The sequence below is a fragment of the Paraburkholderia sp. ZP32-5 genome (assembly GCF_021390495.1).
Taxonomy (GTDB): Bacteria; Pseudomonadota; Gammaproteobacteria; order Burkholderiales; family Burkholderiaceae; genus Paraburkholderia.
This window is the reverse complement of sequence record NZ_JAJEJP010000001.1, coordinates 3,462,318-3,475,819: the sequence shown is the minus strand read 5'-3', so window position 1 is coordinate 3,475,819 and position 13,502 is coordinate 3,462,318. Positions and strand designations below refer to the sequence as shown.

The window sequence follows — 13,502 nt, the reverse complement described above, 5'->3', positions numbered from 1 at the left end:
ACATTGGCCATCTGGCTGACTGTAAGACGCGAGCCGGGCTCGCTACGATGGAAACGCCTGTTCCCGATCCGTGGGGCAGGCGTTTTTCGTATCAGGAGTCTGCCGATGACCGTCACCTTGCCCTATTCCCCTTATTCTCAAGCGACGTCTTCGTCGCGCTGCGCGCGCTGGCGTGCGAACTGGCGCGCGCGGTTTGCGCGTGCGTGCCGCCGTTGCGGCGTCGGCTTCACGCTGATCGAGCTGATGATCGTGCTCGCAATCGTTGGGGTGATTGCCGCCTATGCGATCCCTGCGTATCAGGACTATCTGGCGCGCAGCCGGGTGGGCGAGGGCTTATCGCTGGCTTCTTCCGCGCGGCTGTCGGTGGCCGAGAACGCCGCGAGCGGCAATGCATTCGGCGGCGGTTATGCTTCGCCGCCTGCGACGCGCAACGTCGAGTCCATTCATATCGACGATGACACCGGGCAGATCACCGTCACCTATACGACGCGCGTCGCACAGGCCGGCGAGAACACGCTGACGCTGGTGCCGTCGGTGCCGGACAACGCGGAGGCGCCGACCACGCGGGTCGCGTTGAACAAGGACTCGGTGCAGACCGGCGCGCTTACATGGGAATGTTTTGCGGGCGGCAAGGCAGCGTCGTCGTTACCGGCGCCGGGGGCCGGGCCGTCGCCGACCGAAGCGCCGACGCTAGCGGGCAATCTGGCGCCACCGGAGTGTCGATCCTAAGCAGAGCGGCCAGCCGGCGAAAGAGTATCGAAAGAGCTTTCGAATGTGCTGGCGAACGCGAATGAATGGGCAAACGAATGAGCGCATGAATGGACGACTCAAGGGGCGCATCGATCGTCGACTAAGTAGCTGACTGAGTGGCCAACGAACCAGCCGGCAACACAACGTAAAAGGCTGATTTTCTGTCTATTTCGGCCGGGCCGACGCACAGCGTAAGGAATTTTTTGTATAGTGCGCCGGTTGCTGACGCCCACCGTTGATTCGATGCCCACCCCTTTCGCGCGCTACCTGTCTCTCGTTCTGTTGGCCCTCGCGTTGATACTGCCGTATGCGGTCGCCAACCACACGTATCCGATTCCGACCTTCTACGCCGAATTCACCGCGCTCGCGCTGTATCTGCTGACCGGCGCGGCCGTCGTACTGCTGGTCGCGACCGCGCGGCCGCGCGTCGCGTTCGCGTCACCGATGGTCGCGCTGGTGCCGTTGCTATTCGGCTTGCTGCTGATCGTGCAGGCATTCGTGCTGCCGGTTGCCGTGCCGTCGATGAACTGGCTCGGCGCCGGCTTCCTGCTCGCGGCGTTGATGGCGGTGCACGTGGGCTACGGCTTCGCGCGTGTGAAGCTCGACGAAACCGCGCTGCGCTGGGCGGCAGGGGCGTTGATCGTCGGCGGACTGTTCGCGGTGTTCAGCCAGGTGATCCAGCTGTTTCACCTCGAGACGCGGGTCGCGCCGTTCGTCGTCGCGTACAACGTGACCATCGAGCGCCGGCCGTTCGGCAATATGGCGCAGGCGAATCACCTTGCCACCTATATCGCGTTCGCGATGGCGGGTGCGTTGTATCTGGTGCAGACGCGCCGTATTGCGCTGCCGATCTGGCTGCTGGTGTCGACGATTTTCTCGGCCGGTCTCGCGCTGACCGTGTCGCGCGGGCCGTGGTTGCAGATGGGCGTGATCGTTGTCGCCGGTTTCTGGATGGCGTTCGCGCAGATGCGTAGTGAGCCGCTACTGCGCCGCGGCAATCGCGAATGGCTGATTCCGATCGCGCTCGCGGTGCTGTTCTTCGTGGTCAATGCGCTGATCCGCTGGGCCAATGTGCGCTACCACCTCGAGTTGGGGCAGTCGGCGGCCGAGCGTTTTCAGGATGCCGGCCAGATCGCGCCGCGCCTCGCGTTGTGGAAATATGGCTGGACGATGTTCACGGCGCATCCGCTGATCGGCGTGGGTTGGGGCGAATTCCCGAGCTATCAGTTCGAGCTCGTGAAGCAGCTTGGCGGTGTCGAGATTGCGAACAACTCGCATGACATCTTTATCGATCTGCTTGCGAAGACCGGTCTGATCGGCCTTGGCATCGTGCTGCTCGGCCTCGTCGCGTGGCTCGTGCGGGTCGTGCGCGCGCCGCAGAGCGCCACGCGCGTGTTCGGGGTCGCGCTGATCGGCGTGCTGACGATGCATGCGCTGGTCGAGTATCCGCAGCAGTACATGTTCTTCCTGCTGCCGGCGATGTTCGTGTTCGGCCTGCTCGATACGCGGCCGCTGCGCGCCGTGCCTGCGGGCGTGTCGTTCGGCGGGTTCGCGGTGGTGGTGTTCGGCGGGCTCGCCGCGCTGTATCCGGTGTACCGCGACTATGCGCGCGCAGAGGTGCTGTACTACGGCGCGAAGCCGGCCGAGCAATACGGCGCGGATCCGTCCTTCCTGTTCGGTGCGTGGGGCGAGTACGGCATGGCGACGCTGCAGCCGATGAATCCGATGAACCTGCAACGCAAGCTCGCGATGCACCGCGAGGCGATCGCGCTCTTGCCGGGTGAGACGGTGCTGCGCCGATATGCGGTGCTGCAGGCGCTGAGCGGCGACACCGCGGCGGCGCTCGATACGGTCGAGCGTTTGCGGATTTTTGCTCAGGAGCTAAAGGACTGGCCTGCGCAGCTGGGCTATCTGTACCAGCTGGTCGATGAGCAGAAATCGCTCGGCGGGTTCAAGGAGCAACTGGTCAAGCGCTATGGCACGCCGCCGGCCGACGCGAATCAGCAGGACGATGACGATAGTGACGACGATTGAGCGCGCCGTGCAGCCTGCTTGCCCGGGCGGTTAGAGCGTAGCGATCGTCCGGCGCAGGGTCGATGCACGTTCGAACAGCAATGCGATGCGTTGCATTCGCTGCCCAAGCGGTTCCGCATCAAAGCCTGGAATACTTCGTCGCCTTTCCCCTGGCCTTGTCCACCGGATAGCGCGTTTCGTTGAGCTTGAGCTTTTCCGCTGCCGCGTCGACGAGATCGAATCCCGCGGTATGGGCAACCAATAGCAGGTACATCAGCACATCCGCGCATTCGTGCTTCAGGTTCTTCATTTGCGCTGGATCGCGCAACAGCGCTTCGATGTCCGCGTCGCTCTTCCACTGCACCGTTTCCAGCAGCTCCCCCGCCTCGATGCTGGTGGAGACGATCAGATTGCGAAGCGTGTGAAATTGCTCCCAGTCGCGGGCGTCGCGAAACGCGAGTAGCTGTTTGAGCAGTGCGTCGATCGTCATCTGCATGTCCTGATAATGCTGAGTCTGGAAATCGAGGCCGGGAAGTCGACGCCGATAATCGACGCCGATAAAGCCGCGCTTAACCCTGCGCGACCCAATCTCCCGATTTCCCACCGTGCTTTTCCAGCACGCGAACATCGGTGATAGTCATCCCACGATCGACCGCCTTACACATGTCGTACACCGTCAGCAACCCGACCTGCACCGCGGTCAGCGCCTCCATCTCCACGCCGGTTCTGCCAAGCGTCTCTACCTGGACCGTGCAATGCACGCCGGGTAGCGTGTCGTCGAGTTCGAAGTCGGCCTTCACGCGCGTCAGCGCGAGCGGATGGCACAGCGGAATCAGATCGGCGGTGCGCTTGGACGCCTGGATCGCCGCGATGCGCGCGATGCCGATCACGTCGCCTTTTTTGGCGTTGCCGTCGCGGATCAGCGCGAACGTTTCGGGCAGCATGCGAATCGAGCCGCGCGCAATCGCGATGCGCTTCGTCTCCTGCTTGCCGCCGACGTCCACCATATGCGCCTGGCCGGCGGCATCGAAATGGGTGAGTTCAGGCATATTGGCTCCTTCAGAGGGCGCCTATCATAGCAGTGCGATAGGCGCGCCGCGGCCACTGGATTGCCGCCGCGACTGATTACAATTGCGCTGTGTTTTGCTGCGTGTTCGTTGCGCGCTGCCTTATGCCCGCTATCTTAGTCCGGGCGGTGGGCATTGCTTTTCGACTTCGTCAGACCGGCCTCGCAATGCATCCAAAACGGTTTCTCGTTGCGTTGTTGTCGATCGCGCTCGCGGTGCCGCCGGGCGCGTTCGCGCAATCACACGGCGCGGCGGGTATCGCGCCGACCGCCGCAGCCGCCGAGTCACCGCTCGTCAGCGGGCCGACCGACGCTTACGACCCGATCCTTCCGCCCGACATCGCGCAAGGCGTGTTCGGCACGTATGGCGGCGCGCAAAGCCGCTTCTCGAACGGCGCCGGCAGTGGTGGTAACCCCGGCGGCAACCCCGGCAGCAACGGCTGGCGCGCGCCGATCGCCGCGCAGCAGTTGCCCGACCTCGGCAACGGCGGCGCGGGTTCGCTGACACCACAGGCCGAACGCAAACTCGGCGAACGCGTGATGCGCGAGCTGCGTCGCGACCCCGACTATCTCGACGACTGGCTGGTGCGCGACTATCTGAATTCGGTGTCCGCCAAACTCGCCGCGGCGGCCAATACGCTGTACATCGGTGGCTATCGTCCGGACTTCGATCTGTTCGCGGTGCGCGATGCGCAGATCAACGCGTTTTCGTTGCCGGGCGGTTTTATCGGCGTGAACACCGGGCTGATCGTGACGACGCAGACCGAGTCCGAGCTCGCCGCGGTGCTCGGTCACGAAATGGGGCATGTGCTGCAACGGCACATCTCGCGGATGATCTCGACTGGCGAGCGCAGCGGCTACGCGGCGCTCGTCGGCATTCTGTTCGGCGTGCTGGCGGGCGTACTCGCGCATAGCGGCGACCTCGGCAGCGCGATCGCGATCGGCGGCCAGGCGTATGCGGTCGACAGCCAGTTGCGCTTTTCGCGTTCGGCCGAACAGGAAGCGGACCGCGTCGGCTTTCTGCTGCTGGCCGGCGCCGGCTACGACCCGTATGCGATGCCGACCTTCTTCGGCCGGCTCGACCGTGCGGCGATGAACGACAACGGCATGCCCGCCTACGCGCGCACGCACCCGCTGACCGGCGAGCGGATCGCCGACATGGAGGACCGCGCGCGCCGCGCGCCGTACCGGCAGCCGCATCAGGATCCCGAATATGGTTTCGTGCGGGCGCGCGCGCGTCTGCTGCAGGACCACTCGCGCAGCGAATACGCGGACGAAATTTCGCGGATGCATTCGGAAATCGACGAGCGTACCGCGCTGAACGTCGCCGCGAACTGGTACGGCATCGCCTACGGGCAGATGCTGCTCGAACGCTACGATGACGCGGCGGCGTCGCTCGCGACCGCGCGTACGACGTTCGAGGCCGGCGAGCGCGCCGAGGGCGGGTCGCGGCGCAGCTCGCCGAGCCTCGACGTGCTGGCGGCCGACATCGCGCGGCGCGCCGGTCACGACGACGAAGCCGCGCGTCTCGCCGAATTCGCGCAGAAGCGCTGGCCGGACTCGAATGCCGCGATCGACATGCACATCCGCACGCTGCTGACCTTGCGGCGCTTCACCGAGGCCCAGGCGCTCGCCCGTCAGGAGACCCGCGCGCACCCGGACCAGCCGGCGTGGTGGCTGTATCTCGCGCAGGCGGCGGCGGGCAGTGGCGATGCGCTGACGCAGCATCGGGCGATGGCGGAGAAATTCGCGCTCGAGGGGGCGTGGCCGTCGGCGATCCGGCAATTGAAGGACGCGCGTGACCTGAAGACGATCGGCTATTACGATCTCGCGACCGTCGACGCGCGTTTGCACGAGATGGAGAGCCGCTACAAAGAGGAGCGGCTCGACGACAAGGATTCGACGGGATGAGTCCGCGCGCCGTTTCAGACTCGCGCCGCGGGGCTCGCGACGAAGCCGAAGCGCGTAGCCACCTCGTCACGCCGCACGCTTTGCAGCGGTAGCGTGAGCTGTGCATTCCAGTGGAATTCACCGCTCAACGGGGACGCTTCATCGGTTAGCGCGTCGGCGAGCGTCGCGTGATCGGAGAACACTTCGAGATCGTGATCGTGCAGCACCGCGACCCGTGCCGGTTGCGACTGATCGGCGAGCAGAACCGCGCCGTCTTCATCGACGAAAACCGCCGCCGGCTCGAACGCGCCGCCGCCCTGATCGTGCAACGCGAGTGTCCCGTTCGCGTCCACGGACAGCCGGACGACCCACGGCGTATAAGCCAACTCCACATACACGCGCTGCGGGCCGTTCTGGAAAAACCACTGCCCGTGTTCGTCGGCCTCGTAATTGCGGTTGATGAAGCCGAGCAGCGCATCGTGCCGGATCGGCACACCCGGCGCGCCGCTCGCCTGAGCCGCTTCGTCGCGCATGCGCCAGTTGCCGCGCCGGTCGAGCATCAGCCAGCCGGTGCAACTCGGTACGTTCGGCCATTTGGCGAGTGCCTGGCGGACGATGTCATCCATGATCGACGTGCTGATTCAGATAGCCGAACACGCGCCGCGACAGCCAGTCGATGCGCCCGGGAAACGGCCCGGTCATGAAACCCGCGTGACCGCCGTGCTCCGGCTGGTAAAGCTCGACCGCATTCGACACTTCGTGCCGCGACGGCAGTGCCTCGGCCGGCAGAAACGGGTCGTTGCGCGCGTTCAGCACGAGCGTCGGCACCTGGATGTGCGGCAGGATCGGCCGCGTGGTCGCGCTGCTCCAATAGTCGTCGGTATTGCGAAAGCCGTGCAGCGGCGCGGTCACGACGTTGTCGAACTCGTACATCGTGCGGCTCGCGAGCATCGCGTCCCGATCGTACAGGCCGGGGAACTGCGCGAGCTTCTGGTCGGCCTTCAGTTTGAGCGTCTTCAGGAAGCTGCGCGTGTAGACGAGGCCGAAGCCCTGCGAGAGCGCGCGGCCGCCGGCATGCACGTCGATCGGCGTGGAAATCGCGGCCGCCGCCGAGACCACCGGCAGCGCGTCCTCGCGCCGCTCGCCGAGCCAGCGCAGCAACACGTTGCCGCCGAGCGACACGCCCGCGGCGAACACCGGCCCGCGATGCGCGGCGCGCAGGCGGCGCAGGATCCAGTCGACCTCGTTGCTGTCAGCGAGATGGTAGAAGCGCGGCAGACGATTGATCGGCCCGCTGCAACTGCGAAAGTGCGGCACGACGCCATGCCAGCCGTACTGGCGCGCGGCCGCCATCAAAGTGGCCGAATAATGCGAGCCCGAACTGCCTTCGAGTCCATGAAACAGCACGAAAAGCGGCGCGGTATCGGCGGGCGGGCTGTCGTGGCTGACCCAGTCGAGGTCGATGAAATCGCCGTCGGGCGTGTCCCAGCGCTCGCGGCGAAACGCTATCGCCGGGCGGCGCGCGAACAGCGACGGGACGATGGTCTGGACGTGCCGGTTCGGCAGCCACAGCGGGGCGCGGTACAGCAGTTCGACGGTTGCCTCGACCGCGGCGGCGGCGCGGGCCGTGGTGGAGGAAGCGGGATTATCGGAGGTCGAACTCATACCGGCGTGAAAACGGAAAAATAACGCGCGAGCCGCAGGCGTTGCCCGGCCGCAGCCGGGCATCAGTGCAGCGGGCCCTGGCCGTGCCGCATCTTCGTCGCGAACTGGCTGGCGGTGTCGTTCGGCATCGTGCTCGCGTGAATATGCGCAATGCGCCATTCGCCGCGCTCGTGGACCATCACGTAGGTGGTAAACACCATCGCGGGCGTCGCGCTCGGGTCGGCCGGACGATGTGCTTCGGCAATGGCGTAGACGACCGTGCCGAGGCTGTCGTAGACGCGGATGTCGAGCGGCTCGATCGACACCGGCATCGCTTCGAGCTGGCTCTGCAAGCCGGTGCGGATGCTGTCGAGCCCATGCAGGTGCGAGCCGTCCGCGCAGATGCAACTGACGAACTCCTCATCGATCCACAAACCCATCAAGCTGTCGATATTGACCTCGGCGACGGCCTGATAGTAGGCGTTCAGGGTATCGGCGGCGGCTTCGAAGATATGGGCAAAACGTGGCATGGCTCGTCAGTCTCTTGTGCGCGGCGCGCGGTTGCGGGTCAGCGGTAGCAGGATGGTCCGGTGCGCCGGACCATCGCTCCCCGGCGCCAGCTTGCCCGCGCCGCAAGGCGCGAACATGACGCGACGCGCTCGGGGGCGTGCGATGTTGCGTGCAAGTACCAGTCGGCTCAGCGCTGCGCGAGCAGCATGCCGCGCAAATCGCCGAAAACCTGCTCGGCGCTCAACTGTTTCAGGCAGTTCAGATGACCGAGCGGACACTCGCGCTCAAAACAGGGGCTGCATTCGAGATGAAGCCATTGTACCTTCGCGAGCTCGGACAAGGGCGGGGTGTGGCGCGGATCGGTCGAACCGTAGACCGCCACCAGCGGGCGGCGCAGCGCGGCGGCGACGTGCATCAGACCGGAGTCGTTGGTGACCACCGCGTTGGCTCGTGCGATCAGCGCGCAGGCTTCGCCGAGCGCGGTCTGGCCGCACAGATTGCGCACGTTGGGCGCCTTTTCGGCGATCGCCTGCGCGAGCGGCGCGTCTTTCGGCGAGCCGAGCGCGACGATCTGCGTGTACGGGAACGACTGGCCGACCATCTGCGCGAGTGACGCGAAATGCTCGGGCGGCCAGCGCTTCGCGGGACCGTACTCGGCGCCGGGGCAGAACACCAGCAGCGGCACACGGGTATCCAGATTGAAGCGCGCCGATACGCGCGACGCCTCGTTCAGGTCGGTGTCGAGGCGCGGCATCGGCAGGTCGTCGGGCACTTTCGCGCCGGGCGCGTAGGCGAGCGCCGCGTAGTGGCCGACCATCGGCGGGCGCTCGTCCTTGCGCGGATTTGCGTGGCGCACGTTGAGCGCGCCATAGCGGCTCTCGCCGGTGTAGCCGATGCGCAGCGGAATGCCCGCCAGCCATGGAATCAGCGCCGACTTGAACGAGTTCGGCAGCACGTAGGCCGCGTCGTAACCGACGTCGCGCAGATCGCTCGACAGCTGCCAGCGGCGCAGCATCTGCAGCTTGCCGTGCGCGAGATCGGTCGCGTAGACGTCGCGGATTTCCGGCATCCGCTCGAGCACGGGGGCGACCCAGGAGGGCGCGACCGCGTCGATGACGATGCGCGGATGCAATTTCACGAGGCGCGCAAACAGCGGCTGCGCCATCAATGCGTCACCGATCCAGTTCGGTGCGATAACCAACGCGCGACGCATCAGAGTGAGTGTCCGGTGTCGAAAAGAAGCGCCGCGCGCGCAATGCGCGTGGCGATCGGATTGGTAAAAGGGGGATAAAAACCGCGCGGCGCGTGACCGGTTGCCCGGACGCGTCGCATTGGCGGCACGGGCTCGCGGTGCCGCCGCGCGGTTCTGACGGCTAAATGGGCATCAGGGCGGGCATCACGGCGAACGCGTCGGCAGCTAACCGCCGCGCCGCTGAAGCCCGCTCAGCGCGCCGAGCTCAATGGCCCTTGATCACTTCGCCGTCGCGCAGTTTGTAGCGCGTGCTGCAGTACGGGCAGCGCGCTTCGCCGTGCGAGACGTCGATGAAGACGCGCGGATGCGCGCTCCAGCGCGGCATGGCCGGGTTCGGGCAATACGCCGGCAGATCTTTTGCCGTCAGTTCGACCAGCGGCATTTCCTTGATTTCGCTCATGAGACTCTCGTTGTAGGCGGGGCGCGGGCCGGGTGCCGTTCACGGGCGGCGCCCGGCGCATCTCAAAACTTTGCTCAGATCTTCGTGAGCCAGTGCGCGTACTTCGCGCTCTTGCCGTTCACGACATCGAAGAAGGCCGATTGCAGCTTTTCGGTGATCGGGCCGCGTGCGCCGGCGCCGATCGTGCGGTTGTCGAGTTCGCGGATCGGCGTGACTTCGGCGGCCGTGCCAGTGAAGAAGGCTTCGTCGCAGGTGTAGACCTCGTCGCGCGTGATGCGCTTTTCGATCACCTGCAGGCCCATGTCGCGCGCGAGCGTGATGACTGTGTCGCGCGTGATGCCGTCGAGGCACGACGACAGATCGGGCGTGTACAGCTTGCCGTTGTTGACGAGGAAGAAGTTTTCGCCGGAGCCTTCCGACACGTAGCCGTCGACGTCGAGCAGCAGCGCTTCGTCGTAGCCGTCGGCGATCGCTTCCTGGTTCGCGAGGATCGAGTTCACGTACCAGCCCGACGCCTTGGCGCGGACCATCGATACATTCACGTGATGGCGCGTGAACGACGACGTCTTCACGCGGATGCCCTTGGCGATGCCGTCTTCACCGAGGTACGCGCCCCACGGCCATGCGGCGATTGCGACGTGGATCGTGTTGCCCTTGGCCGACACGCCGAGCTTTTCCGAGCCGACCCAGATGATCGGGCGCAGGTAGCAGGATTCGAGCTTGTTTTCGCGGACCACTTCGCGCTGCGCGGCGGCGAGCGTTTCATGGTCGAACGGCACGTCCATCTGGAAAATCTTGGCCGAGTTCAGCAGACGCTTGGTGTGCTCCTGCAGACGGAAGATCGCGGTGCCGCCGTCGGCCGTCTTGTAGGCGCGTACGCCCTCGAAAACGCCCATGCCGTAGTGCAGCGTGTGGGTGAGCACGTGGATCTTGGCATCGCGCCAGTCGATGAGCTTGCCATCCATCCAGATCTTGCCGTCGCGGTCGGCCATTGACATACGATTCTCCAGCAGGTGCGTTGTGAGGTGCGGCTAGCAGCGCCAAGGCCTAGCCGGGAGCGCTATTTTAGCGTCATTTGCACACGCAACGGGCATTTGCGCGCAGCCCCGCGTGCCTTGTTGCGCTTCGTCACGCGCCGGGTTATGCCTCTCCCGGCACCCATCGCGGACGCTATAATCCAGCGCACGCATAATTCGAATCCGCATGCCTCAAATCCACCCGCGCCAGAACCTGTCCGCCGCCGGCGCCCCGTCAGCTGGCGCCGGCCTGGCCCTGCTGACGGCGTGCTTTGCGCCGGTGCCCATCGCCTGATGCTCGCTCGACTGTCCGCCACCAATCACCGCGCCTTCCGTGAAGGCATGGGCGATTACGCGCCGACGCTGATGGCGATCTGCTCGTGGGGCCTCGTCACCGGTATCGCGATGAGCAAATCCGTGCTGACGCTGCCGCAGGCGCTGACGATGTCGTTGCTGTGCTACGCCGGCTCGTCGCAACTGGCGGTGCTGCCGCTGCTCGCCGCGAAACTGCCGATCTGGACCGTGCTGCTCACCGCGGCGATGGTCAATACGCGTTTCGTGATCTTCAGCGTCGGTCTTGCCCCGCATTTCTCGTATCTGCCGATGTGGCGGCGCATCGTGCTCGGCTATTTCAACGGCGACGTGATCTATCTGCTGTTCCAGAAGAAGAGCTTCGCGACCGGCTATCTGCCGGGCAAGGAAGCGTATTTCTGGGGCATGGCGATATCGAGCTGGCTGTCGTGGCAGGTGTCGTCGATTATCGGCATCCTGCTCGCCAGCCTGATTCCCGATAACTGGGGGCTCGCGCTCGCCGGCACGCTGGCGCTGCTGCCGATCATGGTGTCGGCGGTCGAGACCCGCTCGACGCTCGTCGCGGTCTGCGTCGCCGGCATCGTCGCGCTGCTCGCGATCGAGCTGCCGTACCGGCTCGCGCTGCCGCTCGCGGTGATCGCGGCAATCGCCGCCGGCAGCGTGGCCGACCTGATGATCGAGCGCGCGGACCTGCGCCGCATCCGCCGCGCGAGCCGCATGGGCCGCGCAGGCGATAGCACCGGAGACTCCCGATGACTTCCACGCAGATCTGGCTCTCCATCTTCGGCATGACCCTCGTCACCGCGCTCACGCGCGCGCTGTTCCTGATCGGCGGCGAGCGCACGGTGCTGCCCGAGCGCGTGCAGCGGATGCTGCGCTATGCGCCGGCCGCGGCGCTCGCCGCCGTGGTGCTGCCCGATGTGCTGACGACGCCCGAGGGGCTGTCGTTCGCGGCATCGAACCACGAGTTTTACGCGACGCTGTCCGGCCTCGCGTGGTTCCTGTGGCGCCGCACGATGCTCGGCACGATCGTGACCGGCATGCTCGTCTTCACGCTGCTGCGCCTCGTGATGTAACGGTCGCGTAACGGTCACGGCGACGGCTGTCGCGTTGCGGCAAGACCCGCGCGGGCATCGGCGGCAAATCCGAAGGATTCGCCCCGCCACGGGTCAGAAGGCCGTTTGGATCAGTTAAAATGCCGCTTTCCGGGTTGAGCGCGCCGCAGCAACGCGCCCCTGCCGCGGCCCGGCCGCCGGCGCCCGATCCCGCGGAACCGTTGGGCCGAAGCGCGGGCGTTCGCCGCGCCGGGCCCGGCGCGCAGTCCGCCACCGCCTTCTCATCAACTCGCATACTCAAGCCCATGAACAAGGTATTGCGTCTCTCCGACCTGATCGCCGAAGGCAAGCTGTCCGGTCAACGCGTGTTCATCCGCGCCGATCTGAACGTGCCGCAGGACGACCAAGGCAACATTACCGAAGACACCCGTATCCGCGCCTCCGTGCCGGCCATCAAGGCCGCGCTCGACGCCGGCGCCGCCGTGATGGTCACGTCGCATCTGGGCCGTCCCACCGAAGGCGATTTCAAGCCGGAAGACTCGCTCGCGCCGGTCGCCAAACGGCTCGCCGAGCTGCTCGGCCGCGACGTGCCGCTGGTCGCGAACTGGGTCGAAAATGGCGTGAACGTCGCGCCGGGTTCGGTCGTACTGCTCGAAAACTGCCGCGTCAACAAGGGCGAAAAGAAGGATTCCGACGAGCTCGCGCAGAAAATGGCGAAGCTTTGCGACATCTACGTGAACGACGCGTTCGGCACCGCGCACCGCGCCGAAGCCACCACGCACGGCATCGCGAAATACGCGCCGGTCGCCTGCGCGGGTCCGCTGCTCGCCGCCGAACTCGAAGCGCTCGGCCAGGCGCTCGGCGCGCCGAAGCGTCCGCTCGTCGCGATCGTCGCCGGCTCGAAGGTGTCGACCAAGCTGACGATCCTGAAATCGCTCGCCGACAAGGTCGATCAGCTGATCGTCGGCGGCGGCATCGCCAACACGTTCATGCTGGCCGCCGGCCTGAAGATCGGCAAATCGCTCGCCGAAGCCGATCTGGTCGCCGAAGCGAAGGCGATCATCGACGCCGCGAAGGCCCGCGGCGCCTCGGTGCCGATTCCGACCGACGTGGTCACGGCCAAGGAGTTTTCGGCGACCGCCAAGGCTGAAATCAAGGCCGTTGCCGACGTCGAGGACGACGACATGATTCTCGACATCGGCCCGCAGACCGCGCAGGCGCTCGCCGCGCAGTTGGAAAAAGCCGGCACGGTCGTGTGGAACGGCCCGGTCGGCGTGTTCGAATTCGACCAGTTCGGCAACGGCACGAAGACGCTCGCGGACGCGATCGCGCGCTCGTCGGCATTCTCGATCGCCGGCGGCGGCGATACGCTCGCGGCAATCGCCAAGTACGGCATCCACGATCAGGTCAGTTATATCTCGACGGGCGGCGGCGCCTTCCTCGAATTCCTCGAGGGCAAGAAGCTGCCGGCGCTCGAAGTTCTGGAATCGCGGGCTTAACGTGGCGACGCGCTCCCCTACGGCGAAGTCGAGCAAGGCGCGGAGCGCGAAAGCGTCCCGCGATACCACGGCAGCGACGGCAGGGGAGCGCGCGA

At 65.9% G+C, this 13,502-nt stretch carries 14 protein-coding genes; 6 read left to right on the top strand and 8 right to left on the bottom strand.

Going from position 1 to position 13,502, the window contains the following annotated elements:
• Positions 1–105 precede the first annotated feature (105 nt).
• Both L0U82_RS14995 and L0U82_RS14990 read left to right on the top strand, forming a co-directional pair.
• Positions 106–729, top strand: a complete 624-nt coding sequence (locus L0U82_RS14995; protein ID WP_267929438.1) for a pilin — start codon at positions 106–108, stop codon at positions 727–729.
• A gap of 264 nt (positions 730–993) precedes the next feature.
• A complete protein-coding gene (locus L0U82_RS14990) occupies positions 994–2,784 on the top strand; it encodes a PglL family O-oligosaccharyltransferase (protein ID WP_233831964.1) in 1,791 nt (596 codons plus the stop codon).
• Between the two features lie 118 nt (positions 2,785–2,902).
• Here the strand turns inward: L0U82_RS14990 and L0U82_RS14985 are convergent, their stop codons facing one another.
• Positions 2,903–3,253 (bottom strand): nucleotide pyrophosphohydrolase, encoded by a 351-nt coding sequence (locus tag L0U82_RS14985; protein ID WP_233831963.1) that lies wholly within the window; start codon positions 3,251–3,253, stop codon positions 2,903–2,905.
• A 79-nt stretch (positions 3,254–3,332) separates the two neighbouring features.
• Positions 3,333–3,812 (bottom strand): cyclic pyranopterin monophosphate synthase MoaC, encoded by a 480-nt coding sequence (gene moaC / locus L0U82_RS14980; protein WP_233831962.1) that lies wholly within the window; start codon positions 3,810–3,812, stop codon positions 3,333–3,335.
• Positions 3,813–3,997: 185 nt separating this feature from the next.
• On the opposite strand from moaC, the gene L0U82_RS14975 reads away from it, so the two are divergent.
• Positions 3,998–5,740 carry a M48 family metalloprotease gene (locus L0U82_RS14975; protein WP_233831961.1) on the top strand — a complete coding sequence of 581 codons (1,743 nt, stop codon included), beginning with the start codon at positions 3,998–4,000 and terminating at the stop codon, positions 5,738–5,740.
• A 14-nt stretch (positions 5,741–5,754) separates the two neighbouring features.
• Here L0U82_RS14975 and L0U82_RS14970 read toward each other — a convergent pair whose 3' ends face one another.
• From L0U82_RS14970 to L0U82_RS14945, 6 genes are all read right to left on the bottom strand, one after another.
• Complete coding sequence (locus tag L0U82_RS14970; RefSeq protein ID WP_233831960.1) at positions 5,755–6,345, bottom strand: DUF2946 family protein; 591 nt, start codon at positions 6,343–6,345, stop codon at positions 5,755–5,757.
• A complete protein-coding gene (locus L0U82_RS14965) occupies positions 6,338–7,384 on the bottom strand; it encodes a hydrolase (protein WP_233831959.1) in 1,047 nt (348 codons plus the stop codon). The genes L0U82_RS14970 and L0U82_RS14965 overlap by 8 nt, the downstream gene beginning before the upstream one ends.
• 62 nt (positions 7,385–7,446) lie before the next feature.
• On the bottom strand, positions 7,447–7,893 hold the full coding sequence (locus L0U82_RS14960; protein WP_233831958.1) for a nuclear transport factor 2 family protein: 447 nt from the start codon (positions 7,891–7,893) through the stop codon (positions 7,447–7,449).
• A gap of 167 nt (positions 7,894–8,060) precedes the next feature.
• Positions 8,061–9,086, bottom strand: coding sequence for a lipopolysaccharide heptosyltransferase II (waaF, locus tag L0U82_RS14955; RefSeq protein WP_233831957.1), 1,026 nt, complete (start codon positions 9,084–9,086; stop codon positions 8,061–8,063).
• 244 nt (positions 9,087–9,330) lie between these two features.
• Complete coding sequence (locus tag L0U82_RS14950) at positions 9,331–9,525, bottom strand: zinc-finger domain-containing protein (protein WP_013090430.1); 195 nt, start codon at positions 9,523–9,525, stop codon at positions 9,331–9,333.
• 74 nt (positions 9,526–9,599) lie between these two features.
• Positions 9,600–10,523, bottom strand: a complete 924-nt coding sequence (locus L0U82_RS14945) for a branched-chain amino acid transaminase (protein WP_075302658.1) — start codon at positions 10,521–10,523, stop codon at positions 9,600–9,602.
• A 312-nt stretch (positions 10,524–10,835) separates the two neighbouring features.
• On the opposite strand from L0U82_RS14945, the gene L0U82_RS14940 reads away from it, so the two are divergent.
• The 3 genes from L0U82_RS14940 to L0U82_RS14930 all read left to right on the top strand — a co-directional run bounded on the left by L0U82_RS14940 (position 10,836) and on the right by L0U82_RS14930 (position 13,407).
• Positions 10,836–11,609 carry an AzlC family ABC transporter permease gene (locus L0U82_RS14940; protein ID WP_233831956.1) on the top strand — a complete coding sequence of 258 codons (774 nt, stop codon included), beginning with the start codon at positions 10,836–10,838 and terminating at the stop codon, positions 11,607–11,609.
• On the top strand, positions 11,606–11,929 hold the full coding sequence (locus L0U82_RS14935; protein WP_233831955.1) for an AzlD domain-containing protein: 324 nt from the start codon (positions 11,606–11,608) through the stop codon (positions 11,927–11,929). The genes L0U82_RS14940 and L0U82_RS14935 overlap by 4 nt, the downstream gene beginning before the upstream one ends.
• A gap of 284 nt (positions 11,930–12,213) precedes the next feature.
• Positions 12,214–13,407, top strand: coding sequence for a phosphoglycerate kinase (locus L0U82_RS14930; protein ID WP_233831953.1), 1,194 nt, complete (start codon positions 12,214–12,216; stop codon positions 13,405–13,407).
• The last annotated feature ends 95 nt before the right edge of the window (positions 13,408–13,502 follow it).

Bases quoted from the DNA above. Each gene is read 5' to 3' on its own strand.
- L0U82_RS14995 (WP_267929438.1), top strand. From the start codon at position 106: ATGACCGTCACCTTGCCCTATTCCCCTTATTCTCAAGCGACGTCTTCG.
- L0U82_RS14990 (WP_233831964.1), top strand. From the start codon at position 994: ATGCCCACCCCTTTCGCGCGCTACCTGTCTCTCGTTCTGTTGGCCCTC.
- L0U82_RS14985 (WP_233831963.1), bottom strand. From the start codon at position 3,253: ATGACGATCGACGCACTGCTCAAACAGCTACTCGCGTTTCGCGACGCC.
- moaC (WP_233831962.1), bottom strand. From the start codon at position 3,812: ATGCCTGAACTCACCCATTTCGATGCCGCCGGCCAGGCGCATATGGTG.
- L0U82_RS14975 (WP_233831961.1), top strand. From the start codon at position 3,998: ATGCATCCAAAACGGTTTCTCGTTGCGTTGTTGTCGATCGCGCTCGCG.
- L0U82_RS14970 (WP_233831960.1), bottom strand. From the start codon at position 6,345: ATGGATGACATCGTCCGCCAGGCACTCGCCAAATGGCCGAACGTACCG.
- L0U82_RS14965 (WP_233831959.1), bottom strand. From the start codon at position 7,384: ATGAGTTCGACCTCCGATAATCCCGCTTCCTCCACCACGGCCCGCGCC.
- L0U82_RS14960 (WP_233831958.1), bottom strand. From the start codon at position 7,893: ATGCCACGTTTTGCCCATATCTTCGAAGCCGCCGCCGATACCCTGAAC.
- waaF (WP_233831957.1), bottom strand. From the start codon at position 9,086: ATGCGTCGCGCGTTGGTTATCGCACCGAACTGGATCGGTGACGCATTG.
- L0U82_RS14950 (WP_013090430.1), bottom strand. From the start codon at position 9,525: ATGAGCGAAATCAAGGAAATGCCGCTGGTCGAACTGACGGCAAAAGAT.
- L0U82_RS14945 (WP_075302658.1), bottom strand. From the start codon at position 10,523: ATGTCAATGGCCGACCGCGACGGCAAGATCTGGATGGATGGCAAGCTC.
- L0U82_RS14940 (WP_233831956.1), top strand. From the start codon at position 10,836: ATGCTCGCTCGACTGTCCGCCACCAATCACCGCGCCTTCCGTGAAGGC.
- L0U82_RS14935 (WP_233831955.1), top strand. From the start codon at position 11,606: ATGACTTCCACGCAGATCTGGCTCTCCATCTTCGGCATGACCCTCGTC.
- L0U82_RS14930 (WP_233831953.1), top strand. From the start codon at position 12,214: ATGAACAAGGTATTGCGTCTCTCCGACCTGATCGCCGAAGGCAAGCTG.